Raw genomic sequence first — 24,270 nt, 5'->3', positions numbered from 1 at the left:
GTTTTAAATTAAAGCAATTATTAAGGCCATGATGGCGGGTATTGCCTGAACATAAAATAGTTTCACTTTCTTTGTTGAATAAGACCCATAAATTCCAGCAATAGTCACACAAATTAGAAAGAAAGATGCTATTTTTATATCTTTCTCGATAATAGAAAACAATAAGCCGGCCGCTAAGAAGCCGTTGTATAGTCCTTGATTGGCAGCCAGTACTTTAGTGTCTTCAGCAAAAGCCTTAGATTTTAAGCCAAAAACTTTCATGCCTTTTGGGCTTGTCCAAAGAAACATTTCCAGAATTAAAAAGTATATATGCTCAATGGCTACCAAAGCGATTAAGAAGATACTTAATGTGCTCATTTTTTTATTAGATTGATGGCGTGCTCCACTTGAGTGACAGGCAGTTTACAAGCCTTGTTAACGCAAACGTATATATAGGTGTCCTCTGGAGTAAACCTGTTTTCTAATAAAGGCATGTTGCTATCGCTAGTGCTTCCTGCAATTAATTTATTAGGAATATAAGTTTTACTAAATTCCTTAATTTTTTCTTTGGCATCTTTACCTACAACGGCAACCTCGTAATATGGATTGGTGTAATTGAGCATTAAGTCGAACCAATTAGAATATCCAGAGGGATACTCCTGCATTTCTGGTTTTACATTATTAAGCATGGTCATGGCTGTATTACTATAGTGTTCGTTATCGAAATAATGAGATAGTTTAAACAAGTTTTTTGCCATAATAGAGTTGCTGCCCGGTATAACATTGTCACGATATTCGATGCTTCTGGAAACTAAGGAAGCATCACTATTTGATGTAAAAAAGAACAATTTGCTTTTGTCATCAAAAAAGTGATCGAAAGCGTAATTGGCGAAATCCCTTGAAGCATTGAGCCATTTGGGGTTTAGGGTAGCTTCATATAGTGCTATAAAGGCATCGATAGTAGCAGCATAGTCTTCAAGATAACCATTAATGCTACTCTTCCCTTCTTTGTAGTTATGGTTTAATCCGCCATCTTCACGTAATTGTTTGTTCAATATAAAATGGGCATTTTTTTCTGCTGAAGCAAGATAGTCTTCATTCCCTAATACACGATAAGCATCAACATAACCTTTTAACATTAAAGCATTCCATGAGGTTAGGGTTTTGTCGTCCAGTCTTGGTTTTGCCCTGGTATTTCTTGCTTTTGTTAGGATAGCTTTCCAGTTTTGCTTTTTCTCTTTTAAAGCATCTAAGGAAAGACCGTACTTTTCAATAATGTTTTCATCGCTATCTTTTCTAATAAGAACATAATTGTCATGTTCCCAAAACCCAAAATCATTAATATTGTAATAGTCTGAAAACAATTCGAAATCGTCTTTTAGCAATGATTTTAAAGCTTCTTTTTTCCAAACATAAAAAGCACCTTCTTCCAATTTGCCTTCTGGGGTAGTGCTATCGGCATCAAGCGAAGAGTAAAATGCACCTTCGCTATTGGTCATTTCTTCTTTTATATAATCTAATGTTTTAGTAATAACTTCCTTATACAAGTCGTTGTTGGTTAGTAGGTATGCATCGGCATAAAGGCTTACCAATTGCGCGTTGTCGTAGAGCATTTTTTCGAAGTGTGGCACGTGCCATTTGCTATCTACCGAATATCTTGAAAACCCACCGCCAACATGATCGAAAACCCCGCCATAGGCTATTTTGGTTAGTGTAAGGTTAACATAATCCATAAGCTCTTGGTCATTATTTTGGTATGCGTATCGCAGTAAAAAGTGATAGTTGTTGGGCATCATAAATTTTGGAGCTCTATTAGGCCCCCCAAAGCTATGATCGAATTGTTTGGACCAATGTTTTACGGCATCTTCAATGTAATTTTTTTCAAAAATAGGTTCATTGGTGTTTAATTGTACCACATCCAACGATTTGATGCCTTCTTCCAGTTTATCGGCATACTCATGTAACTTTTCTGGTTTTTCTTGGTAGAGCTTCGAAATTTGTTCAAGGGCGTTTATCCATTGCTCTTTCTTAAAATAGGTGCCACCCCAAACTGGCCTACCATCGGGTAAGGCTATGGCATTTAAGGGCCAGCCGCCACTACCTGTCATAAGCTGCACGGCATTCATATAAACTTGATCTACATCGGGGCGTTCTTCGCGATCTACTTTTATGTTTATAAAATTTTTGTTCATGACCTGGGCCACAAGGCTGTCTTCAAAGCTCTCATGCTCCATCACATGGCACCAATGGCATGCAGCATACCCAATACTAATGAGCAGCAGTTTGTTTTCAGACTTGGCCTTGTTAAGGGTTTCTTCATTCCAAGGGTTCCAATCAACAGGGTTGTGCGCATGTTGCAAAAGGTACGGGCTTGTTTCGTTTACAAGGGCATTGGTGTATTTGTGTTCCATGTTGGTCTGGTTCTGTCCTCTACAGCTTAGTAAAATGGTTAACAAAAGCAGTAGAATATAAGGTGTGTGCTTCATAGTTTTTTAAAACATAAATATAAGATATAAAAAAGCGTTCAAGAAACTTGAACGCTATAAATTATTTTGTGGCCATTTGAAGCAATATATACTGCCTTAAATGTGATTTTTTGGCTCGTTCTAAGTTTGGTGAGCTATTTGATTTTGAACTTTAGCCCAATAACATTAAATAAAAACAACATCAAATTAGCCATTGATGGCATCTACCATTTCTACTTTTCCTGGCAGCATTTGTTTTAGCATATTCTCGATACCATTTTTTAAGGTAAACGTAGATGATGGGCAACCACTACAGGCCCCTTGAAGAAGAACACTTACACTTTTTCTTTCTCCATCGTAGGATATAAATTGAATATTGCCTCCATCGCTAGCTACAGCCGGTTTCACATATTCTTCTAGAATGTTTACTATTTCTTTGGAGGTATCGTCTAAGGCTTCAAACTGGGCATCTAATTGATTGGTGGACTTTTGAAGGGTCTCTTCGGCTTCGGGCAACACTACAGTTTTACCTGCTTCAATAAAATTCTTAATAAATTCACGTAGCTCAAGGGTAATATTTTCCCATTCTGCCATGTCGTATTTGGTAACAGATACATAGTTTTCTTCAATAAATACACGCTGTACAAATGGGAAGTGGAATAATTCTGTTGCTAAAGGTGATAGCTTGGCTTCGTCTATTGAAGTAAACTCAAACAGGGAAGTTACAATTTTTTTGTTGGCAACAAATTTCATTACCGAAGGGTTAGGAGTACTTTCGGCATAAACTGTTACAGGTACTTTTTTGGGTGTGTTATCGGTTTCTTCAACAACGATACCGCCATCGTTTAAATAGGCTTCAATTTGTTGGGCGACTTCATCCTGTACATCATTCCATTCCACAATATTGTAGCGTTCTACAGCAATAAAATTGCCGGAAACGTAAACTTTCTTAACAAAAGGCAGATAAAATAATTGCTGGGCTAAGGGCGATGTTTTAGCCTCGTCTATATTATTAAATTCAAAGCTTTGGTGCTTTGTTATAAACTGATTTACCTCAAATTTAACTATGGCTGTATTGCTTGTTTCTTGCACGGAAACCTTGAAAGTGTTCATTTTAGCTATTTTTTTACAAAAATACTAAAAGAAAACTATAGATATCCATATATTTGAGTTTTGTTGCCTTGAATTTATTGGTTGAATTTGAGTGATTTTCATGTAATTTTTTAATCATCAAAACGTTTATATAAACTAAACCAGCCTTGATAAACTATTTATGAAATTAAAATATGTATTAGTACTTGCAATAGGCTTGTTAGTTAGCCATGTTAGCACTTCCCAGGAAGGATTACCAGTATACACCGATTATTTAACAGACAACTATTATCTTATTCATCCGTCTATGGCAGGTGCAGCTAACTGTTCCAAGGTTAGACTTACCGGACGGCAGCAATGGTTTGGGCATGAAGATGCTCCTAAACTTTTAACATTAAGTTTAAATGGTAGAATAGGCGATTCACCATCTGGAATAGGTGGTATTTTATATACCGATAAAAACGGTTACCATTCCCAAACAGGAGCCTATGCGACCTATGCACACCATTTAATGTTTTCCAGAAATGAGATTGATTTAAATATGCTTTCCTTTGGATTGAGTGTTGGATTTATACAATACAAGTTAGATGCAACGACATTTATTAATGAAGGATTTGATTCTTTATTTATAAATGGTTATGGAGTAGAAAGCCAAACTAATTTAAACATCGATTTTGGGTTCTCTTACCATTATCTGGATTTTTATGCTCATGCTACTGTTAAGAACCTTTTGAAAAACTCTGGAATTAATAATGATATTGAAATCACGAGTAATTTAAGACGTTATTTACTGTCGGTAGGAGGTGTTTTTGGAAAGTTGGGTAGTGAATGGAGTTATGAACCCTCTATAATGTTTCAATATAAAGATGGAACTCAAGAAGCGTCTATAGATTTTAATGCCAAAGCTTACAAGCAAACGGAATTTGGGAAAGTCTGGGGGGGATTATCTTACCGAAGAAGTTTTGACGGAGCAGAATATAGAGATGGTTCTGGAGTTAGCAGTCAAAAATTGCAATTGATTTCTCCAATCTTGGGTGTTAATTATAACCAATTTATGTTTGCTTATAATTACACTTACCAAGCAAATGCGTTGGTATACACCAATGGCGGGTTTCACCAAATTACATTAGGTTATAATTTTAACTGTAAGAGAGAACGTTACGAATGTAATTGCCCAGCAGTGAATTAAAAGCCCCTGTTTAAGCTTTTAAACCATTCGTTTCTTAATGACATACTCCCCTTAAAGGGGAGTAGTTTTTTAATAAGAATACCAAAAGAATTTACTAATTAATAGTAAACCTCGCCAATACGGAAGCGCTAACCGTTATATTCTTAAAATTTAGATCTTGGATTTTATCTTGTAGTGCGCTAGATTTATAATTGTTACTAATCCCTCTTATCGCAAACCCATTGGCGCTACCATATAATCCATTTAAATTATTAGAATTAACTTCTTGAATAAAAATAGCCTTTCCAATAGTTTGGTCAATGGCTTGCGCATAATCGTTAGCTTTTGCTTTGGCGGCTTTTAATGCTTTAAGTTTAGTCTCCCTTGTTATGTTTTCAATATCTGAATGGTCGATTTTAGTAATCGATATATTAGAAATATTGAGGCTGTCCAATGCTTGATAGACTTTGCCAAGGGTTTTACCGTCATGGACTATAAGTTCATAACGTTTGGTTTTTGTAACCTCATTTTCACCCAAAAATTTTCTTTTGAAATAGCCATTAAAATCCTGAATGGCAAAATCTTTTTCCAAATCTATTTTCAGCGATTTTAATGTAGCGATCATTTGGTTTTCCATTTCTTCTACACTTTTCTTTCCTTTAGTATTGTTTTCATTTAAAACAATGTTTAAATAAATTTCGTTTGGTATAATTTCGGTTTCAACAGTTCCCGTAACTTCAATATAAGGCTGGTCTATAAAGTTTTTTCCGCTCTGTTGCGCAAAAGTATAAGACGTAACTGTAATGAATAGTAATAGGGTTTTAAGTTTTGTTTTCATAGATTTTTCTTTTTTAATAATGGCATAAAACTAAGTTTAAAGTTTTTAATGTAAAAGTAATAATGCGTGAGCGGTATGTTGTAATGCGTAAATAGCCCATTAGAATTAGCCAACCCAGCTTTTTGGAGCGAAATGTGGCATTTTTTGCATGGTCTCCATTTTATTATACGAAGTAAAGTGCGTAAGTTTAGCATGATAAAATCATATATGGAGCTATTGAAAAAACACATATTGTGGTTATGGCTTATTCTGGGGGTAGTTACCATTAATGCTCAGGACAGGGATTTTAATGGCGTTAAACCAAGGTTTACGGTGCGGGGCACGGTTATAGAGAAGGATACAAGAAACCCTATCCCAAATGTCAATATTAGTGTTAATGGAGGGGCCTATACTACAACCAATGCTTTTGGGGATTTTAGAATTGAAGCGAGCAAAGGCGATGAATTAACGATAAGCCATGACGAATTTCAAACCATCTATTATATCATACAAAGTAACGAGCGTATTGAAGTTCAAGTAGAACCTAGTCAAGATGAGGTTCAATACATCTCAGACAAAAAGAAACTAACCAATAAGCCAACATTCAATGCGCTTGTCGATTCTGCGGAAGCCTATTTAAAAACCGATGCCCAAAAAAGTATTCAGTTTATAACCGATGCTCTTGCTGTAAGTAAGTCGGTTAAAGAAAATAGTGAAATCTATGAGGTTTTGGGCGATATTAATATGCATTGGAAACAATACGACTTGGCGGTTTCTAATTATAAAATAAGCCTTCAAAGTGTAAAAACTAATGAAACCACATTAAAGTTGGCCCAAGCCTATAAGCTCAATAAGAACTACCCTGAAAGTTTGCAAACCTATAACCGTATTGATAAAAGTGAATTGTCCCATTGGCAATTAGTGACTTTATATGAAGGCTTAGGAGATGTATACCATCTAACCCAAGATTTTGATGCCGCAATTAGTGCCTATAAAGTAGGGTTGGACACTGCCGAAAAATACGCTATTAAACCAAAAACCACCGATTTAAACTCTAAAATAGCAGAGGTCTATAGCGCTAAAGGAGAAGATAAGGCCGCAAGAGGCTACTTTAATAAGTCGCTTAAATTGGCCAATACAGTGAACAAAAAGCGGGCAGTTGAAGAAAAATTAAAAGTAGCCGATTTTGAAAATGAAGTCAATGATTTTTCAAGTGAAATTTCCCTGCGTAAAGAGGCTTTAAACGATATTAGCGAAATAGAGCAAGACTCTGCTTTTAGTAATGAAAGTGCTCTAACACCACAAAAGCAAAACTATAAAATAGGGACGGCTTATGCGTTGCAAGGCGATTATAACAAAGCAATACCCTATTTAGAAAAGAGTATCGAAGAAGCAGACCATAAGGCCGATTTAATCGTAAAAAAGGATGCGACCAGAAAACTTTCAGAAGTATTTAAAGATGCAGGCGATTATGATAAGGCCTTATCCAAATATCAGGAGTATGTTGACTTGGTAGACCAGGTTTATGCTAAAAGGGAGCAGGAGATATCACAAGCCGAACGCATTAGAAGGGATCTTAGCGCAAAGCAAAATCGTATCTTAAGCCTAGAAAGTAGTCGCGCCCTTTCCGAAAGTAAATATCAGCTTTCAATTGAACAATCCAAGCGGCAAAAATTGATTATTTATTCACTTATAGGTGGTGTATTACTATTGTTGCTTACTGCTTCTTTAATGTTTAAAAATATCAAGCAACAGCGATTGGCCAATAATTTATTGGCGTTAAAAAGTTTGCGCAGTCAAATGAATCCACACTTTATATTTAATGCCCTAAACTCCGTAAACAGCTTTATTGCGTCTAACGACGAGCGAACGGCTAATAAATATTTAACCGATTTTTCTTTGTTAATGCGTGCCGTTTTAGAAAACAGCGAAGAAGATTTTATACCTCTGGAAAAAGAAATTGAATTACTCCAGTTATATACCAAACTAGAACATTTTAGGTTCCAGGATAAATTTGATTATTCCATAAACGTTGATGAGAATATTAAAGTAGATGATTTTGTAATACCTCCAATGTTATTGCAACCATACGTTGAAAACGCAGTGTGGCATGGCCTTAGATATAAAAAAGCAAAAGGGCATTTAAATATTTCCATTACACAATCTAATGCAGATGAAATAAAGATTACCATTACCGATGATGGTATTGGTAGACAAAAATCCAAGTCCTTAAAAACCAAAAACCAACAAAAACAAAACTCAAAAGGTATGGGTAATATAAAGAAGCGTGTTGCTATTTTAAATGAAATGTATAAAGATAGAGTTGATGTATTGGTGAGTGACTTTCAAGATGAAGAAGATAAGGGAACGCAAGTGGTCGTGACCTTGAAAAAGGATTAACAATTAGAGACATAGATATTAAGAAGATGTTGTCATGACGAGCTTGCGGAAGCATAATAAAAAGCAAGATAGATAAGGTTGGTCCTCGACAAGCTCGGACTGACATATTGATTTTGATTTGACAATTGGCTGTAATAATTAAAAATGAACTTAAAAAGGGCAATTAAATAGCCTGATGTCATGCTGAGCTTGTCGAAGCATATTAGATTAAAATGAAATTTTACTACGTATATATATTACTTTGTTCAGATAATACTTATTATACAGGAATGACTAATGATTTGGAAAGAAGGGTTAATCAGCATCAGTGTGGTTATAAAGCAGATGGTTATACGTTTTCACGTAGGCCAATTGAACTTAAGTGGTATTTACAATGTACAAATCCGATGGAAGCAATTAAAATTGAAAAACAAATTAAAGGATGGTCTCATAAAAAGAAGAAGGCTCTAATTAATGGGAATTGGGAAGATTTGGTTGAGTTTTCAAAAAATTATTCGGAATATGGACATCCAGATAAACGAGGTTAGTCCTCGACAAGCAGTGCTGGGGCAAATCGAAGAACTCGACCGACATACTACTTTTATTTTAATACTAACGTGTAATTAAAGCATATGAAACTAAAGGCCATTATTGTAGAAGACGAAGAAACCAGTAGGGATATTTTAAGGAATTACCTTAAAAAGTATTGTCCTAATGTGTCTGTTTTAGGTGAAGCTTCAAATGTAGACGAGGCTTTGGTCTTAATACGAAACAACGATTTGGATTTGGTGTTTTTAGATGTAGAAATGCCCTATGGTAATGCCTTCGATTTATTGGAAAAAGTAGGCGATATTAATTTCGAAACTATTTTTGTAACGGCCTATAACCATTATGCTATTGAGGCTTTGAATGCCCATGCATCTTACTACTTAATGAAACCCATTTCTATAGACGAATTGATTAAGGCCGTTGATTATGTTGCCGAAATAAAAGATAAAGAAGAAGCCTTGCAAAACCAAGTATTGGTTCCAAAGACGAATACTGTTAATGGTAAAATTACCATTCCGTTATTGGATGGTTTTGAGGTTATTGAAACATCGGCCATTTTATATTGTAAGGCTGATGATAATTATACCGAAATCTTTTTAAAGAACCCGAACGCTGCCCGCCAGTCGGACGGACAGGGACGGGCAGGCAATAGAAAGAAACTGGTTAGTAAAACCCTGAAATATTTTGAAGAAGCCCTCACTAATGCTAGCTTTGCACGTATACATAAATCGTATTTGGTTAATGTAAATGAGATTATCAAATATCAAAAGGGTAAAGGGGGGAGTGTTGTGTTAAGTAATGGAAAGGAAATTATGGTATCGGCCTCCAGAAAATCGGAATTGCTAGCTTATTTTAAATAGTTAGGTCATTACGAAGCGTTGCATTGAGCTTGTCGAAATGAGTACGACTGAAGTAAAATCTGTTTATTGATATTAATGAGATTGCCACGTCGTTCCTATGTCTCTCCCCGCAGTGACAAATTAATTTAAAACAACTTTAAAATAAAGAGGCAAACAGGGTTTAAATGAGAAGAAGAGGAGTGAGGGAGTGAAGTAATCTTTCAAATAGAACCTTCAACTATTCTAGCTTTTTTTAAATAGTAATAAGAAACTCAATAAAAAACATTATTAATTTACAATTATTCATTATTAATTATAATTATGCCAATAATAAAACCAGTAAACGGAAAATCCCCTCAAATACCTGAGGATTGTTATATAGCTGAAAATGCAACCATTGTAGGCGATGTTGTTATGGGTAACCAATGTAGTGTGTGGTTTAATGCCGTGGTGCGGGGTGATGTGCATTACATAAAAATAGGAAACAAGGTCAATATACAGGATGGGGCTGTAATACATGCCACTTATCAAAAGTCACCAACTACTATAGGAAATAATGTCTCTATAGGGCATAATGCCATTGTACATGGCTGTACCATACACGACAATGTACTAGTAGGTATGGGCAGTATTATTATGGACGATTGCGAGGTAGAAAGTAATAGCATTATAGCCGCAGGAGCTGTAGTGACCCAGAACACACACGTTGAAGCCGGAAGTATTTATGCTGGAGTTCCTGCTAAGAAAGTAAAGGATATTTCTCTTGAATTGATTTCAGGAGAGATTGATAGAATTGCCAATAACTATATTAAGTACTCTGGATGGTTTAAGGAATAAGTTAGATTAACCTGAATTTAAGCGTATATAACAAAAAAAGTTTGCGTCATTACGAGGTGTTGCATTGAGCTTGTCGAAATGAGAACGATGAAGTAATCCCGACAATAAAACAAACAAATTGCTTTGTTATATCTGCCTACCGACAGGCAGGCTCGCAATGACATTTCAGAATGTTTTAGAGTATTGACTTTTAGTGTATTACTTGGTTTATTGTCCAAGATTCATGCAAAATTAGAAATTTAAAAAATCAACCTTATAATTATTTTCCAAAAGCGATTCCATTACCTCTGGGTTGCCATTAGTAAAAAAATGAAGTTGTGCCTTTACTTTTAAAGAATTGAGTAATTGATGCTGCTCTAAAACCGCTTTGGTCTGTCGTGCTACAGCTTCGCCAGAATCTATAATCTTTACATGTTTGGGGAGTAGGTCCAAAAGCAATGGCATTAAATAGCGGTAGTGTGTGCAGCCTAAAACCAGATAATCTATATTGGCATCCAGCATTGGTTTTAAGTACAACTTTAAAAGGGAAACCATCTCGTTAGAATATAGTTTGCCTTGTTCAATAAGTTCTACGATGCCGTCACCAATTTGTTCCACTACTTTAATATTGCTGGCAAATAAGGTTGAGGTTTTAGAAAATAACGAGCTGCTTAAAGTGCCTTTGGTAGCTAATATGCCAACAGTTTGTGTTTTGGTTTGTAAAGCCGCCGGTTTAATGGCTGGTTCAATACCTATAAAAGGGACATCAAAAGTTTGCCTGAGGTAATCTATGGCATTGGTTGTTGCCGTGTTACAAGCCACCACAATGAGTTTGCTGTTTTTCTCTAAAAGAAATTGGGTGTTTTTAACACTCAAATCAATTATGGTTTGTTTACTCTTTATGCCGTAGGGTGCATTAGCACTATCGGCAAGATAGATGGTGTTTTCGTAAGGTAGAAGTTGGTGGATTTCCTTCCAAATGGATGTGCCTCCAACTCCAGAATCGAAAATGCCAATAGGGTGTTTGCTCATGTTTACAAAAATAAAAAAGCTACTTTATTAAAAGTAGCTTTTCAATTATATTATAAATAAATTCTGTCTTCACCTTTATTTGTTCAGTGAGACTTTCAGAAAGACAATTAAATGCCCAATTCTTTTTTAACATCATCCAATAAGTTTTTACCATCAGACATGATTACCATACTTTGAGAAGAATCCAATACGTAGTCGAACCCTTGAGCTCTTGCTACTTTTAAGATCGCCGTTTTAGCTTTTTCGGTGATAGGTTTTAATAAATCGAATTCTTTTTTCTGTAAATCTTGTTGAGCATCTGCTTGGAATTGTTGGATGCGCTGTTGTTTTTCTTGAAGCTCAATGCCTCTTTTTTGGTTTTCTTCGTCGGTTTTTGTTGCCGCTTCAGCTTCATATTGCTTTACCGTATTTTGGTACTCGGTAATAGAAGCTTGCATATCGGCTTGGTAGGTTTTGCCCAATGTTTCCAATTCAGATTGTGCTGCTTTCATTTCGGGCATGGCTTGAATCAATTCTTGCGTATTTATATGTGCAACCTTACTTTGGGCCTGTGTAAAACTAACCGTTCCTAAACATAATGCCGTCGCTAATAAAATAGTTTTTAAGTGTTTCATTTTTTTTAAAAAGTATTAAATGTGTTATAAATTGTTAATTGTTATTTAGAGAGTCCTTAGCTTTTTTCCGTTCTTCAATTGCTTTTTGGCGCTCTTCTAATATTTTCTTTTTTCGTTCTTCTAATTCTTTTTTCCGGGCTTCTCTGTCCCTTAATTTTTTTTGTCTATTTTCTTCAATAATCTCAGCTCTGGTTTTTGGAGCCTCTGTTTTTGTTGAGTCTTTACTAGTTTCCTTTTTACTTTCTTCAGAAACATTACTATCGTTTGTTTCTATGCCTTTTTCTTCTGTACCTAGTTTTTCCTGTCTTGCTTTTGCGCGTTCATCCAATATTTTTTGTTTGCGTTCTTCAGCCGCTTTCTTTTTGGCCTCACGGGCAGCTAAAATCTCTTGCCTTCTTTTTTCTATGGCACTTTCACGCTCGGCTTTTTTGGCCTCTAAAGCCTTTTCACGTTCTTCTAGTTCGTAATTTATTTCTGGAACCAATTCTTCCTCTTCGGCCGCTTTACGTTCGGCTTTTGACGAGACTTGTCTGCGTTTGGATGATCGTGTTATGGCCCGTAATATTTGTTCGCTTAAATCGTAGGTTTTGTTTGAATATAACATGACCACATCTGCCGATTTATCGAAAATGAAATCGTATTTTCTGCCAGTTGCTACATCTTGTACTGCTGCAAAAATTTGATCTTGTATGGGCTGCATCAACTGTTTTTTCTGAATGAACAAATCGCCGTTGGGCCCAAATCGCTTTTGCTGATAGTCTAAGATTTCCTTTTCTTCGTAATACAAATCTTCCTCACGCTCATCGATAAGCTCTTTAGTTAGTAAAGCCTTTTCATTACTCAAGGTAGTACGTTTTTGGTCCAGTTCACTTAATCGCTCATCAATTTCACTCTTCCATCTCTGCGCTTTGTTTTCTAATTGCGATGTGGCTTCCTGGTATTCCGGTACATTCTCTAAAATATACTCGGTATCTATATATCCAATCCTTACACCTCTTTGCGCTTGCAATGATAAGCAGAACAAGAATACGAATGTCAATAAAAAAAGAACTTTATTTTTCATCTGATTAATTCATTAATTTTTAGCTGTTGGATGTTATCCGCAAAATAAACATTTTCAATGGTATTAAAAATTTTAGATTGCCTATTTCAAAATTAACGAATTTTAACCTTAAAAATTTCACACGTTTAAATTTTAATAATTAAATCATGATATTAATTATAAAATTAAGAACGTATGTTACCACTTGTTTCACTCATTCTCTCATTAAGAAATTTTATTATTTCTTTTACTAAGTTATTTTCAAAATTTCTTAATGTTCGTTTCATTTAAATTCAAATCATTATACAGATATTAGAAAATATCGTGCCAAAATTAAATGTTCATTTAAAACTGTTGACCAATTATAAAGTGTGTTTCCCAACCGTGTTTGTTTCCTGTATCTCCAGGAATGGTGTCGAAACCATGTCCAAAATCAATACCTAATAAACCAAATGCAGGCATAAAGATTCTTACTCCTAAACCAGCAGAACGTTTAATATTGAATGGATTATAATCCCTAAAACTATTATAGGAAGCACCACCTTCTAAGAAGGCCAAGCCATAAATTTTTGCCGAAGCCCCTAATGTTATAGGATAACGTAATTCAAGGGAAAATTTGTTGTAAATTGAAGCGCCATCGTTTAAGGGTCTTCCGTTTCTGTCTATAGGTACAACAGATTGGTTTGGATAACCACGTAAAGCAATAGTTTCACGGCCATCTAAACTATAGCCTCCTAAACCATCACCTCCCAAGAAAAAGCGCTCAAAAGGAATAATACCTCTATCATTATTGTAAGCCCCTAAAAACCCAAACTCCATACTTGGTCTTAATACCAAATCTTTGGCAAGTTGGGTATACCATTCTCCTTTGAAGCTTATCTTATAGAATTCTAACCATTTGTAGCGTTCTTGGTCTATTTCACTAATTTCTTTACTGGCTTCAATATAATCTGAATCTGTGGTGCTACTTGCATTGTTACGTGTTTCAATGGCTGCATTGTAGTCTTCGGATAATTGTTTGTAATCTACTCCATTAAATAAAGAATATGGTAAGGATAGTTTTGCGGTAACTCCAAAGCTAGAACCTCCAGTAGGATAAATAGGGTCAATGCGCGTATCATTTCTGCTTAGTCCTATGGTATAGGATAAATTGTTGGAATAACCATTTCCAAAGGTAAATAGACCCGTATTGTAATTATTCAAATCGTAGCGTTGGAAGCTAATAGCTTGGGATAATGTAAAGTAATCGTCTGGAACCGTTAGTCGTTTTGCCAATCCAACAGTAATCCCTGTAATGTTAAAGTTTTGACTTTTATCAGCTCTTCTTGTTAAATAATTATATTGAAATTGTTTGGTATGCGACAGTGATACCGAAAATTGTACAGGACGTTTACCACCCATCCAAGGCTCTGAAAATGAAAAGCTATAGGTTTGGTAAAAACGACTGGCTTGTAAACGTAAGGCTAACTTTTGGCCATCTCCCATTGGGATAGGCTTATAGGCTTTTTTATTAAAAATATCCTTAATGGCAAAATTGTTGAACGACAATCCTAAAGTACCTATAAAGCCACCGCCACCGTAACCACCTTGCAATTCAATTTGGCTCGATCCCGCTTCTTTTACCTTATATTCAATATCTACGGTGCCTTCATTAGGATTAGGGTTTTTGATGTCTGGTGTCAATTCCTGAGCATCAAAAAAGCCTAATTGTCCCAATTCCCTTATGGTACGCACCACATTGGCTTTGCTATAAAGCTGTCCAGGGCGTGTGCGCATTTCACGGTAAATTACATGGTCGTTGGTTTTATCGTTTCCGGAAACACTAACATTGTTAAAATATGCAGGTTTACCTTCAATAATTCTAATTTCCATATCAATAACGTTGTTGTCGGCACTAACTTCAACAGGGTCTATGGTAGAAAACAAATACCCATTATTTTGATACTGGTTAGTGATGTCGATCGCATCTGGTTTGGAAGGATCTGCTATTCTTTCTTCCAATAAAATACCGTTATAGGTGTCTCCCTTTTTTATACGTAGGATTCTATTAAGGTATTGGTCGCTGTAAACGGTATTTCCAATAAATTTAATATCACCAAAAGTGTATTGCTCACCTTCATTAACTTTAATTTGAAGTGAAATGGTTTTATCGTCGTTTATAATTAAACTATCCGAAATAATACGGGCATCTCTATAGCCATTTTCCTTATACTTATCTATTACATGGCCTAAATCGGCATGGTAAGCCGAGTCAATATATTTTGAGCGTTTAAGAATGCGTAAACGATTAATTTTTTTGGTGCTCTTCATGGCTTTTCTAAGCTTCTTGTCGCTTAAAACTTCATTGCCATTAAATACTATATCCTTAATCTTAACCTTTTCGCCTTTGTCTATGTTCAATACCATATTAACACGGGCCGTTTTTAAGGAATCCTTAACCTCTATGGTATTAATATGTACTTTAGTGTTTAAAAAACCATCTTTTTTATATTTGGTCTCTAGAAAGTTTTCGGTAGTTTTAATAAGGTTTTCGGTAACTTTTACCCCCTTGTTTAACTTATTATCCTTAATGATACCCTCAACTTTACCTTTTTTTACTCCATTAACTTTTATCTCATTGAGTTGTGGTAAATCAGATAGTTTTATTTGTAAATAAGCGGTGTTGCCTTCTACCTTAGTTAAATAAATTTCTATATCACTGAACAGTTTGGAACCCCATAATTTCTTAATGGCATTGGCAATATCTTCACCGGGAATGGTTATTTCCTTGCCTTTTCTTAAACCAGAATATGAGACAATGGTTTGCTCGCTAAACGAAGAATTTCCAGAGACAGAAATGTCTCCCAAAATGTATTTTTTGCCGTCGTTGTATGATGTGTTTTGAGCTTGTAGGCAGTTAAAACTAGCAATGATAACTAATGCTAATGTGCAAGATTTAATAAAAGCAGCTAGGTATAAACGCTTAGCTGAGTTGTTCACTTGTTTTCCCAAATCGTCGTTCTCTTTTTTGATATTCAATAATAGATTCATACAAATGTTGCTTTGTAAAATCTGGCCAAAGCGTATTGGTGAAATACAATTCGGCATAAGCAATTTGCCATAGTAAAAAGTTACTTATACGTTTTTCCCCACTGGTTCTTATAAGTAAATCTACGTCTGGTAAATTTTGCGTGTAAAGATGCTCATTTATAATCGATTCATCAATTTTTTCGGGCGAAATTATATTATTTTTAACTTTAATGCTAATTTCTTTAACAGTGTTTAGCAATTCTTCCCTAGAACCGTAGCTTAATGCAAGGGTTAAGGTCATTCGATTGTTAGTTTTTGTGGTGTTTATAACATCGAATAACTCATTATAGACCTTAGTAGGGAGACTTTTTAAGTTGCCTATAGCGGAAAGTTTAATGTTATTATCCTGTAAAGTTTTGATTTCTTTTTTAAGTGAAGAAACCAAAAGTTTCATTAGGGTTTGCACTTCCAATTTAGGTCTTTTCCAGTTTTCTGTAGAAAAAGCATAAAGGGTTAGGTTTTCTATGCCTAATTCTGCCGAAGCTTCAACAACTTGCTTAACAGCTTTGGCTCCATTTTCATGTCCAAAGGTACGTAGCATACCTTTTTTTTTGGCCCATCTGCCGTTGCCATCCATGATGATGGCCACATGTTTGGGTAATGCTTTACTTTTTATGTCTTTAATTACATTCATTTAATTTTCTGGGCAGTAACATGGGTTTAATCCAAAGGTATAGGTTAGTGTAATACCCGAAAACACATACCAATCGTAATTATTAATATTTCCAAAGCGGTATTGCTGTAGGTTTTTGTCATTGGGGACACTGCCATCCAAACCGTCTGAAAATGTATATCTGGCACCAACCTCCAAACTTAAAATAAAATTATCTAAAACGGTCGTTTTTAAACCTAAAGCCATAGGGATGCCAAAGGTCCAATTTGAGGTGTTCTCTTGTGTTTGTGAACCATTTAGGAAATAATAATCATCGTGATGGGCTACACTTATACCACTATATAAATAGGGAGTGGTTAACTTTTTTCCGGTATGAAGATCGAAATCGAAGAACGAAAACTCCATGCCGGCAGATAATTCTATAATGTCATTTTTGAATTCGTATCCCCTTTGTATACGTCTTGGGTCGTTCGAATTGGTGTCAATCCCTTCAAGTTCTGAAAAAATAAGGGAGACTCTCCATGAGTGTCTAGCGCTTCGGTTCCATTTGTAAACGCCACCAAAGGCAAGCTGATTTGGAGCTATATAATTTGTAGCGCCAATATCGCCAATAAAATTGCTGCCACCTAAAAAAAGACCTACTTCATTAATTTGGGAGTGGCTTAAATGGATGCTTAAAATGCTTAATGTCAATACGATTATATATCTCATAAAGATTCAAAAGTTTGCAAATATAATAAATAAGACGAGCCCATAATAATTTGAACTCATTAGTATTGTTTAAAACTGCAATTGCATTAAAATATTGTTTAGAAGAGGGAAGGCCCCATAATCACTTTGGAAGGTTTAGTTGCGCTTATCTTCACCCCAAAGTAGTTTTTTTCGAAGGGTCACCAAAAAGCTTTCGTTTAAAAGATCTATCATTTTAATCTTAAAACTGGCCTTTTTAATGGTTATTATGGTGCCGTTGTCGAGTGTAGCTATCCTGGAGTCCAATGATATTAAATGTTGTGCTTCCCTGCCATCTACTTTTAATTGAATTTGTGTTGAGTCTGGAATAACCAACGGACGAACCCCTAAATTATGGGGTGCAATGGGGGTTAAGACAAAACTATTGGCACCTGGGGTAATTACCGGGCCACCACAACTTAAGGAATAACCAGTAGAACCAGTAGGGGTTGAAATAATTAGGCCGTCACTCCAATAGGAAGTTAGGTATTCTCCATCTAAAAGGGTTTCGACGGTAATCATAGAGGCCGTATTTTTTCTACTAACGGTAATCTCGTTTAATGCAAAGTTAAGCGATGAAACACTACTGTTTGTGGGGGATGTTTCAACAGACAGTAGGCTGCGTTCAGAAATTTTATAGTTACCATCAATAATGTCTTGTATGGCATGCTCTATCTCGTCGTCTTGAATCGTAGCCAAAAAACCTAAGCGTCCAGTATTAATGCCTATTATTGGAATGTTCATGTTTTTAAGAAAGGTAATGGCTCTTAAAATAGTGCCATCGCCACCAACGCTTACAAACAGATCGAACGAATTGTCTAAGGTGTCAAAGGTCTTGAAAGATTCAAAATCCTTAATTATGGTAGAATTGTTTTTTATAAGGTCATAGAATTCGGTTTCAATATAGGCGTCAATATTTTTTTTAAGTAGATAATTAAAAAGCGTTAGTACCGAAGCACTTGTTGTTTTATTGTAAAAGCGTCCAAAAACAGCAATCTTCATAATGCATTACATGTTTAAATATTTGTTCAAGTAGTCCGATCGATCCTTGAGCGTTTGGTTATAACTATCATCTTCGTGTCCCGATACAACATTATAACTGTATCTTCTAAATGTTTGTAAAATATCGCTTAAGGATGCATTGCCAATTTTAAGGGTTACCTGTGCCACATCGTTTTTTGTTTTTGAAATAAATGCCCCCAATAATTTGCCGCCATTAGATTCTACAATTTGGCTAATTTCACTAAATGAATAATCGTTAATGCCTTTTTCAACAACTATAATGCCACCAGCATCTATAAAAAAAGGAGATTCCCCAAATAGGCTTATCACATCATTAAGCTCGTAATACCCCAAATAATTGTTTTTTTCGTCTAAGACAGGCATAATGTTACTGGAGTTTCTGGCAAAAGCTTCAAGAACGTCCAGCCATAGCGTGGTATTCTTAACATAAAAATCTTCGAAAGCATAAGTGTAATCGCTTATGGATTTACTGCTGTCGAAACAATGCACATCGGTCTCGAACAAACTGCCCAAAAAAACATGATTGTTGTCTACAATAGGGATATGCGAATAGGTTAGCTGATTAAACAACTGTTGTAAGTCGCCAATTTTACCAGAGCTGTTAACTGGTTCGATGTCGTTTATTACTAATTCTGAAAGTTTCACCTAAGTGGGGTTTATGCTTATGCAAATTAATTAAAAAAATAGTATTAATGCCTTTTCTACTTTGTATTTTTGCCTTTTAAACTTATTACATGACAAAGTTAAGTGTAAATATTAATAAGATAGCCACGTTGCGTAATTCCAGAGGTGGCGATGTGCCTAATGTGGTTCAGTTTGCCAAGGATGTTCAACGTTTTGGGGCAGAGGGGGTTACCATTCATCCTAGGCCAGACGAGCGTCATATCCGTTATCAGGACGCCCGCGATTTAAAACCAGAGGTCTATACAGAATATAATATTGAGGGTAATCCTATTGAATCGTTTATTAATTTGGTTCTTGAGGTAAAACCTACTCAAGTGACTTTGGTTCCAGATGCCGTTGATGCCATAACCTCTAATGCTGGTTGGGATACCATTAAACATAAAGATTTTTTAGTAGATGTGATTAAAGAGTTTCAGAATAATGGTATTAGAACCTCTATTTTTGTAGACCCTGTTATGTCGCAAGTTGAAGGCGCTAAGGCTACAGGAACCGATAGGGTTGAGTTGTATACCGAAGCTTTCGCGCACCAATATAGTTTAGGAAACAAACAAGCTGTAGCACCTTATGCAGCATGTGCGGCATTGGCCAGTAATTTAGGTTTAGGGGTTAACGCTGGGCATGACCTGTCGTTAGATAACATTGAATTTTTTAAGAAGGAGGTGCCAAATCTATTGGAAGTCTCTATAGGCCATGCTTTAATAGCCGAAAGTTTATATTTGGGTATTGAAAACGTGGTGCAAATGTACCTGCATAAACTTAAAGGTTAAATTGTTTGGAGACAAAAGCTCTCGAAGTCTCCCTTTTGAATAATATTTAAATTAACGTGGCTTCGAGAGCTTTTGCCACGAAGTGGGTAGATGCTTTTACATTCAAATATTATAGGCGAGGGAAAACCATTTATAATTCTGCATGGGTTTTTGGGGATGAACGATAATTGGAAAACACTTGGGAAACAGTTTGGCGATCAAGGGTTTCAGGTGCATTTGGTGGACCAAAGAAACCATGGTAGAAGTTTTTGGAGCAATGATTTTAATTACGAGCTCCTTGCTGAAGATTTAAAAACCTATTGCGAACACTATCAATTAAAAGACATTATTTTATTGGGACACTCCATGGGTGGAAAAACAGCCATGTTGTTTTCAGCCTTATACCCAGAAATAGTTTCAAAATTATTGGTGGCCGATATATCTCCGCGATTTTATCCAGTACACCACGATATGATTCTGGAAGGCCTTTCGGCATTAAATTTCGATGAAGTAAAAAGCAGGGGTGAAGCCGATAACATTTTAAGTAACTATGTTTCCGAATTTGGGACGAGGCAGTTTTTACTAAAAAACTTGTATTGGGTAGAAAAAGGGCGTTTAGGGTTGCGTATTAACCTAGACGTTTTAAAGCGTGAGGTTAGCGAGATAGGTGAAGCTTTACCTGCATTTGCTGTTTTTGAAAAGGAAACTTTGTTTTTGCGGGGTGATCGATCAGAATATATAGGTGTTGATGATGAAAGTATCATTACCAATCATTTTCCAAATGCTAAAATTGTAACCATTGCTAATTCTGGGCATTGGTTGCATGCCGAAAATCCAGAAGATTTTTTTGATGAAGTTATCAAGTTTGTATAAAATTATTATATGAAGAAAACAAATAGGTTAAGAAATATTTGGTATGGTTTATCTGTAAAGCAAAGGTTTTTTTTACGAAGATTATATTATTTTCCAATAGATTTTTTTGATAAGGTTTTGTCTAGAAGACATAAATATGTACCATCTAGAGGAATGATTTATACAGGGTCTTCAATAGGTTCAAAAGAATATATCAAGCAAGGTCTGTTCCAGTTAAATTTACTGAAAGAAGAAATAGATCTATTGCCAAATGATAAAATTTTAGATATAGGTAGTGGAGTAGGCAGAACAGCTATAGCTCTAACAAGCTACCTTAATTCAGATGGGAGTTATGATGGATTTGATGTTGTTGAACAAGGTGTAAATTGGTGTAATAAAGGTATAGGTAAGGATTTTTCCAATTTTAAGTTCAAATATGTGCCTCTTTTTAATGATTTGTATAATACCTCTAAGTTAAAGGCAACAGAATTTGAATTTCCTTATGCCAATAATAGTTTTGATAAGGTGTTCTCAATTTCGTTATTTACACATATGCAGTTAGATGAAATTCAACATTATTTTTCTGAAATAGCAAGGGTTGTGAAGCCAGAAGGGTTGTGTTTTTCTACGTTTTTCCTATATGATTCGGATGATGAAGATGATATAGCTAAAAGAGAACATTTTAGCTTTCCATACAAAAGAGAAGGGTATAGATTGATGAATGGCAATGTTAAATCTGGTAATATTGCTATACATAAAGATGTCTTGAGAGGCATGCTTAAAAAGGCTAACTTAGAATGCTTGAGTATTACAGATGGCTTTTGGAAAAGTAAAATGTTTGATGGGACAAAGAAAGAATTCCAAGATATAGTTATTTTTAAACGTTTAAATTAAAATATCATGAAACTCATACTTAAACTTTTGTTAAATGCCGTTGCGGTAGTCTTACTTGCCAATGCCTTGTCGGGTGTATATGTAGATGGTTATATGACAGCCTTTGTTGTTGCGGTGGTATTGTCTGTTTTAAACTTATTGGTAAAGCCTGTTTTAATCATTTTTACATTGCCCATTACCATTGTAACCTTAGGTTTGTTTTTGCTTATCATTAACGCCTTAATTATTTTATTGGCCGATAGTTTAATCACTGGGTTTTCGGTGACTAATATTTGGTGGGCATTAATTTTTAGTGTGTTACTTTCTATACTGCAATCCATACTTCATTCACTTTTAAAAGAAGATAAAAAATAGCTTCAAAATCAAGCAATTAAAACTTTGTCGGGATGCAAAAAATGTTATACTTTTGCATCCCGATTTTAGTCAATAAAAACTTTTCGAGAATTGTCTCGAAATTTCGATTGAGATTGTCATTCCCTTGGAAAAGGGAATCTATATTAAACTAAATATATTTTGTTAAATACCTGTTTAGGTTAGATATCATTAAAATGAATATTACAAGAGAAAACGTTGATGCATTAAATGCGGTAGTAAAGGTAGATATTGCTAAAGAAGACTATAGCGATAAAGTTGAAAAAATCTTATCCGATTATCGCAAAACAGCTAACATTCCCGGATTTAGAAAAGGACAAGTGCCTATGGGGATGGTAAAAAAGCAATATGGTAAAGCTGTATTGGTTGATGAAGTGAACAAATTATTGCAAGATGCGTTAAACAAGTACCTAACCGAGGAGAAGTTGGATGTTTTAGGGCAACCGTTACCAAAACCTCAAGATAATATCGATTGGGATGCCGAGGCGTTTACCTTTGAATTCGAATTAGGATTGGCTCCAGAGTTTGAAGTGGAGTTAAAAAGTAAAAAGGCCATTACGCAATATAATATTATTGCTGACGATAAAATGATTGACGAGCAAGTAGAGCGTATCCAAAAGCAGTATGGAAAATTGGTGTCCCAAGATGTTGTAGAAAATGATAGTGAGGTTACTGGAACTTACAAAAATGAAGAAAAGGAAATTGACAATACAGTAACTTTAACTTTAGATAAGTTTAAAGGAAAAGCTACCGAAAAGAAATTTGTTGGGGCTAAAGTTGGCGATGTTATCACCTTAAAGACCAAAGGACTTTATAATGATGACCATGAGTTGATGCATGCCTTAAAATTAGGTCATGATGAGGTTCATGGGTTAGATATTGAGGTCACTTTTACCATTACTGAAATTAATAAGCGCGAATTGGCCGACTTAGACCAGGAATTGTTCGATAAGCTGTTTGGTAAAGACGTGGTGAAGTCTGTAACAGAATTGAAGACAAAAATAAAAGAAGATGCCGAAAAGCAATTCGTTCAGCAAGCAGATCAAAAACTGTTAAACGACGTTACTGAATATTTGGTTGAAAATACCAAGTTTGATTTGCCAGCTGAGTTTTTGACCAAATGGTTGCAAAATGCAGGGGAAAAACAATTGGACCAAGCCCAAGCTCAAGAAGAATACGAAAAGTCTGAAAAGAGTTTAAGATACCAGTTGATTGAAGGTAAATTGATTGAAGAAAATAACGTTCAAGTTACTATGGACGATATTAAAAATCATGCCAGAGAAATGATTAAAGCGCAAATGGCACAGTTTGGTCAAATGAGTCCTTCAGACAAAGAATTAGATGATATCGCTGCACGTGTGTTGTCTAACCAAGAGGAAGCCCGTCGTATTTCAGAACAGTTAATTAGCCAGAAATTGCTAGAAGTTTATAAGGAAAAGGCGAATATAAAAGTAAAAGAATTAAGTTACGAAGACTTTGTTAAAGAAGTTTACGGAGATAAATAAAACAAATAATAATTCATTATATTTAAGCGCTTAAACCAAGACAGTTTAAGCGCTTTTTTATTCAGGGGAAACAGGTATAAAAGTTCACTGATTAAAGTATAGTTAATTGTCGTTCAGGGCGTAAGAAAAGCATCTTGATTTATTTAGGGATTTTTCATTTCATTCAGAATGACACTTATCAGATAATCGATTCAAATAAAATTAGAATAAACATTATGAATTACGCAAAGGAATTTGAAAAATTCGCGATAAAAGACCAAGGTATCAGTAGTACCTATTATAACAAAATTGTTAGTAGCATGTATCCTACTAATTTAACGCCAAACATTATAGAAGAGCGCCAGATGAATGCTGTAGCAATGGATGTGTTTTCAAGATTAATGATGGATAGGATTATATTTCTAGGTACAGCAATTAACGATCAGGTAGCCAATATAGTTCAGGCCCAGCTTTTATTCTTGGAAAGTACAGATGCTTCAAAAGACATTCAAATTTATATCAATTCGCCAGGAGGAAGTGTTTATGCAGGTTTAGGCATTTACGATACCATGCAGTTTATCAAACCAAATGTAGCAACTATTTGTACAGGTATGGCAGCTTCGATGGGAGCCGTATTGCTTTGTGCTGGAGAAAAGGGCAAACGTAGCGGGCTTACCCATTCTAGGGTAATGATCCATCAACCCCTTGGAGGTGCTCAAGGCCAGGCCAGCGATATAGAAATTACGGCGAGGGAAATATTAATCCTAAAAGAAGAACTGTATAAAATTATAAGTAAGCACTCCGGTCAAGATTACGACAAAGTATACAACGATAGCGATCGAGACTATTGGATGAAAGCCGATAAAGCCAAGGAGTATGGTATGATAGATGAAGTGCTAGTAAGGAATTAAAATAAAATTTGTAGATTTATAAAGCCTTATTAACTTGAGTTTTTTAAAGTTAAATAGATAATTTGTCATTTCGACAGAGCGAGGAACGAGCGACGAGAAAT

Annotated in this window: 23 protein-coding genes; 11 read left to right on the top strand and 12 right to left on the bottom strand. The window is 35.4% G+C overall.

Features of this window, described 5'->3' with window-relative positions; genetic code table 11:
- Positions 1–3 precede the first annotated feature (3 nt).
- The 3 genes from MR062_RS04300 to MR062_RS04290 form a co-directional block, all read right to left on the bottom strand.
- Positions 4–357 carry a DUF1304 domain-containing protein gene (locus tag MR062_RS04300; protein WP_242202848.1) on the bottom strand — a complete coding sequence of 118 codons (354 nt, stop codon included), beginning with the start codon at positions 355–357 and terminating at the stop codon, positions 4–6.
- On the bottom strand, positions 354–2,465 hold the full coding sequence (locus MR062_RS04295; RefSeq protein WP_449500924.1) for a thioredoxin domain-containing protein: 2,112 nt from the start codon (positions 2,463–2,465) through the stop codon (positions 354–356). The genes MR062_RS04300 and MR062_RS04295 overlap by 4 nt, the downstream gene beginning before the upstream one ends.
- A 186-nt stretch (positions 2,466–2,651) precedes the next feature.
- Positions 2,652–3,557: a NifU family protein gene (locus tag MR062_RS04290; RefSeq protein WP_242202847.1), complete on the bottom strand. Its 906-nt coding sequence runs from the start codon at positions 3,555–3,557 to the stop codon at positions 2,652–2,654.
- A 160-nt stretch (positions 3,558–3,717) separates the two neighbouring features.
- Here MR062_RS04290 and MR062_RS04285 point away from each other — a divergent pair, with 160 nt between their 5' ends.
- A complete protein-coding gene (locus MR062_RS04285) occupies positions 3,718–4,725 on the top strand; it encodes a PorP/SprF family type IX secretion system membrane protein (protein WP_242202846.1) in 1,008 nt (335 codons plus the stop codon).
- Between the two features lie 94 nt (positions 4,726–4,819).
- Here MR062_RS04285 and MR062_RS04280 read toward each other — a convergent pair whose 3' ends face one another.
- Positions 4,820–5,542, bottom strand: coding sequence for an SIMPL domain-containing protein (locus MR062_RS04280; RefSeq protein ID WP_242202845.1), 723 nt, complete (start codon positions 5,540–5,542; stop codon positions 4,820–4,822).
- 216 nt (positions 5,543–5,758) lie between these two features.
- On the opposite strand from MR062_RS04280, the gene MR062_RS04275 reads away from it, so the two are divergent.
- The 4 genes from MR062_RS04275 to MR062_RS04260 all read left to right on the top strand — a co-directional run bounded on the left by MR062_RS04275 (position 5,759) and on the right by MR062_RS04260 (position 10,125).
- Positions 5,759–7,921, top strand: coding sequence for a histidine kinase (locus tag MR062_RS04275; protein WP_242202844.1), 2,163 nt, complete (start codon positions 5,759–5,761; stop codon positions 7,919–7,921).
- Between the two features lie 212 nt (positions 7,922–8,133).
- Entirely contained in the window at positions 8,134–8,448 is a 315-nt protein-coding gene (locus MR062_RS04270) for a GIY-YIG nuclease family protein (RefSeq protein ID WP_242202843.1), read from the top strand.
- An 84-nt stretch (positions 8,449–8,532) separates the two neighbouring features.
- A complete protein-coding gene (locus MR062_RS04265; protein WP_242202842.1) occupies positions 8,533–9,309 on the top strand; it encodes a LytR/AlgR family response regulator transcription factor in 777 nt (258 codons plus the stop codon).
- A 300-nt stretch (positions 9,310–9,609) separates the two neighbouring features.
- Positions 9,610–10,125 carry a gamma carbonic anhydrase family protein gene (locus tag MR062_RS04260; RefSeq protein ID WP_242202841.1) on the top strand — a complete coding sequence of 172 codons (516 nt, stop codon included), beginning with the start codon at positions 9,610–9,612 and terminating at the stop codon, positions 10,123–10,125.
- Positions 10,126–10,356: 231 nt separating this feature from the next.
- Here MR062_RS04260 and murI read toward each other — a convergent pair whose 3' ends face one another.
- The 8 genes from murI to MR062_RS04220 form a co-directional block, all read right to left on the bottom strand.
- On the bottom strand, positions 10,357–11,136 hold the full coding sequence (murI, locus tag MR062_RS04255; RefSeq protein ID WP_242202840.1) for a glutamate racemase: 780 nt from the start codon (positions 11,134–11,136) through the stop codon (positions 10,357–10,359).
- Positions 11,137–11,243: 107 nt separating this feature from the next.
- A complete protein-coding gene (locus MR062_RS04250; protein WP_242202839.1) occupies positions 11,244–11,750 on the bottom strand; it encodes an OmpH family outer membrane protein in 507 nt (168 codons plus the stop codon).
- A gap of 34 nt (positions 11,751–11,784) precedes the next feature.
- The gene (locus MR062_RS04245; protein ID WP_242202838.1) at positions 11,785–12,813 is read right to left on the bottom strand and encodes an OmpH family outer membrane protein; all 1,029 of its coding nucleotides are present in this window, start codon (positions 12,811–12,813) and stop codon (positions 11,785–11,787) included.
- A gap of 324 nt (positions 12,814–13,137) precedes the next feature.
- Positions 13,138–15,822 (bottom strand): outer membrane protein assembly factor BamA, encoded by a 2,685-nt coding sequence (bamA, locus tag MR062_RS04240; RefSeq protein WP_242202837.1) that lies wholly within the window; start codon positions 15,820–15,822, stop codon positions 13,138–13,140.
- Entirely contained in the window at positions 15,755–16,495 is a 741-nt protein-coding gene (locus MR062_RS04235) for an isoprenyl transferase (RefSeq protein ID WP_242202836.1), read from the bottom strand. The genes bamA and MR062_RS04235 overlap by 68 nt, the downstream gene beginning before the upstream one ends.
- The gene (porG, locus tag MR062_RS04230) at positions 16,496–17,185 is read right to left on the bottom strand and encodes a type IX secretion system protein PorG (RefSeq protein WP_242202835.1); all 690 of its coding nucleotides are present in this window, start codon (positions 17,183–17,185) and stop codon (positions 16,496–16,498) included.
- Positions 17,186–17,320: 135 nt separating this feature from the next.
- Positions 17,321–18,205 (bottom strand): NAD kinase, encoded by an 885-nt coding sequence (locus MR062_RS04225; protein WP_242202834.1) that lies wholly within the window; start codon positions 18,203–18,205, stop codon positions 17,321–17,323.
- Between the two features lie 6 nt (positions 18,206–18,211).
- The gene (locus MR062_RS04220; RefSeq protein ID WP_242202833.1) at positions 18,212–18,871 is read right to left on the bottom strand and encodes a CBS domain-containing protein; all 660 of its coding nucleotides are present in this window, start codon (positions 18,869–18,871) and stop codon (positions 18,212–18,214) included.
- An 89-nt stretch (positions 18,872–18,960) separates the two neighbouring features.
- On the opposite strand from MR062_RS04220, the gene MR062_RS04215 reads away from it, so the two are divergent.
- From MR062_RS04215 to clpP, 6 genes are all read left to right on the top strand, one after another.
- On the top strand, positions 18,961–19,677 hold the full coding sequence (locus tag MR062_RS04215) for a pyridoxine 5'-phosphate synthase (RefSeq protein WP_242202832.1): 717 nt from the start codon (positions 18,961–18,963) through the stop codon (positions 19,675–19,677).
- A 90-nt stretch (positions 19,678–19,767) separates the two neighbouring features.
- A complete protein-coding gene (locus tag MR062_RS04210; RefSeq protein ID WP_242202831.1) occupies positions 19,768–20,529 on the top strand; it encodes an alpha/beta fold hydrolase in 762 nt (253 codons plus the stop codon).
- A 9-nt stretch (positions 20,530–20,538) separates the two neighbouring features.
- Positions 20,539–21,402, top strand: a complete 864-nt coding sequence (locus MR062_RS04205) for a class I SAM-dependent methyltransferase (protein ID WP_242202830.1) — start codon at positions 20,539–20,541, stop codon at positions 21,400–21,402.
- 6 nt (positions 21,403–21,408) lie between these two features.
- Positions 21,409–21,756, top strand: a complete 348-nt coding sequence (locus MR062_RS04200) for a phage holin family protein (protein ID WP_242202829.1) — start codon at positions 21,409–21,411, stop codon at positions 21,754–21,756.
- Between the two features lie 194 nt (positions 21,757–21,950).
- Positions 21,951–23,279, top strand: coding sequence for a trigger factor (gene tig / locus MR062_RS04195; RefSeq protein ID WP_242202828.1), 1,329 nt, complete (start codon positions 21,951–21,953; stop codon positions 23,277–23,279).
- Between the two features lie 215 nt (positions 23,280–23,494).
- Positions 23,495–24,169, top strand: a complete 675-nt coding sequence (clpP, locus tag MR062_RS04190; protein WP_242202827.1) for an ATP-dependent Clp endopeptidase proteolytic subunit ClpP — start codon at positions 23,495–23,497, stop codon at positions 24,167–24,169.
- Positions 24,170–24,270 lie beyond the last annotated feature (101 nt).

The organism is Aestuariivivens insulae, from assembly GCF_022662195.1.
Classification (GTDB): domain Bacteria; phylum Bacteroidota; class Bacteroidia; order Flavobacteriales; family Flavobacteriaceae; genus Aestuariivivens; species Aestuariivivens insulae.
This window is presented reverse-complemented; position numbering and strand designations above follow the sequence as displayed.

Coding starts and splice junctions, on each gene's coding strand:
- MR062_RS04250 (WP_242202839.1), bottom strand. CDS start 11,750: ATGAAACACTTAAAAACTATTTTATTAGCGACGGCATTATGTTTAGGA.
- MR062_RS04205 (WP_242202830.1), top strand. CDS start 20,539: ATGAAGAAAACAAATAGGTTAAGAAATATTTGGTATGGTTTATCTGTA.
- MR062_RS04265 (WP_242202842.1), top strand. CDS start 8,533: ATGAAACTAAAGGCCATTATTGTAGAAGACGAAGAAACCAGTAGGGAT.
- MR062_RS04215 (WP_242202832.1), top strand. CDS start 18,961: ATGACAAAGTTAAGTGTAAATATTAATAAGATAGCCACGTTGCGTAAT.
- murI (WP_242202840.1), bottom strand. CDS start 11,136: ATGAGCAAACACCCTATTGGCATTTTCGATTCTGGAGTTGGAGGCACA.
- MR062_RS04245 (WP_242202838.1), bottom strand. CDS start 12,813: ATGAAAAATAAAGTTCTTTTTTTATTGACATTCGTATTCTTGTTCTGC.
- clpP (WP_242202827.1), top strand. CDS start 23,495: ATGAATTACGCAAAGGAATTTGAAAAATTCGCGATAAAAGACCAAGGT.
- MR062_RS04270 (WP_242202843.1), top strand. CDS start 8,134: ATGAAATTTTACTACGTATATATATTACTTTGTTCAGATAATACTTAT.
- MR062_RS04225 (WP_242202834.1), bottom strand. CDS start 18,205: ATGAAGATTGCTGTTTTTGGACGCTTTTACAATAAAACAACAAGTGCT.
- tig (WP_242202828.1), top strand. CDS start 21,951: ATGAATATTACAAGAGAAAACGTTGATGCATTAAATGCGGTAGTAAAG.
- MR062_RS04260 (WP_242202841.1), top strand. CDS start 9,610: ATGCCAATAATAAAACCAGTAAACGGAAAATCCCCTCAAATACCTGAG.
- MR062_RS04280 (WP_242202845.1), bottom strand. CDS start 5,542: ATGAAAACAAAACTTAAAACCCTATTACTATTCATTACAGTTACGTCT.
- bamA (WP_242202837.1), bottom strand. CDS start 15,822: ATGAATCTATTATTGAATATCAAAAAAGAGAACGACGATTTGGGAAAA.
- MR062_RS04285 (WP_242202846.1), top strand. CDS start 3,718: ATGAAATTAAAATATGTATTAGTACTTGCAATAGGCTTGTTAGTTAGC.
- MR062_RS04290 (WP_242202847.1), bottom strand. CDS start 3,557: ATGAACACTTTCAAGGTTTCCGTGCAAGAAACAAGCAATACAGCCATA.
- porG (WP_242202835.1), bottom strand. CDS start 17,185: ATGAGATATATAATCGTATTGACATTAAGCATTTTAAGCATCCATTTA.
- MR062_RS04295 (WP_449500924.1), bottom strand. CDS start 2,465: ATGAAGCACACACCTTATATTCTACTGCTTTTGTTAACCATTTTACTA.
- MR062_RS04235 (WP_242202836.1), bottom strand. CDS start 16,495: ATGAATGTAATTAAAGACATAAAAAGTAAAGCATTACCCAAACATGTG.
- MR062_RS04210 (WP_242202831.1), top strand. CDS start 19,768: ATGCTTTTACATTCAAATATTATAGGCGAGGGAAAACCATTTATAATT.
- MR062_RS04200 (WP_242202829.1), top strand. CDS start 21,409: ATGAAACTCATACTTAAACTTTTGTTAAATGCCGTTGCGGTAGTCTTA.
- MR062_RS04300 (WP_242202848.1), bottom strand. CDS start 357: ATGAGCACATTAAGTATCTTCTTAATCGCTTTGGTAGCCATTGAGCAT.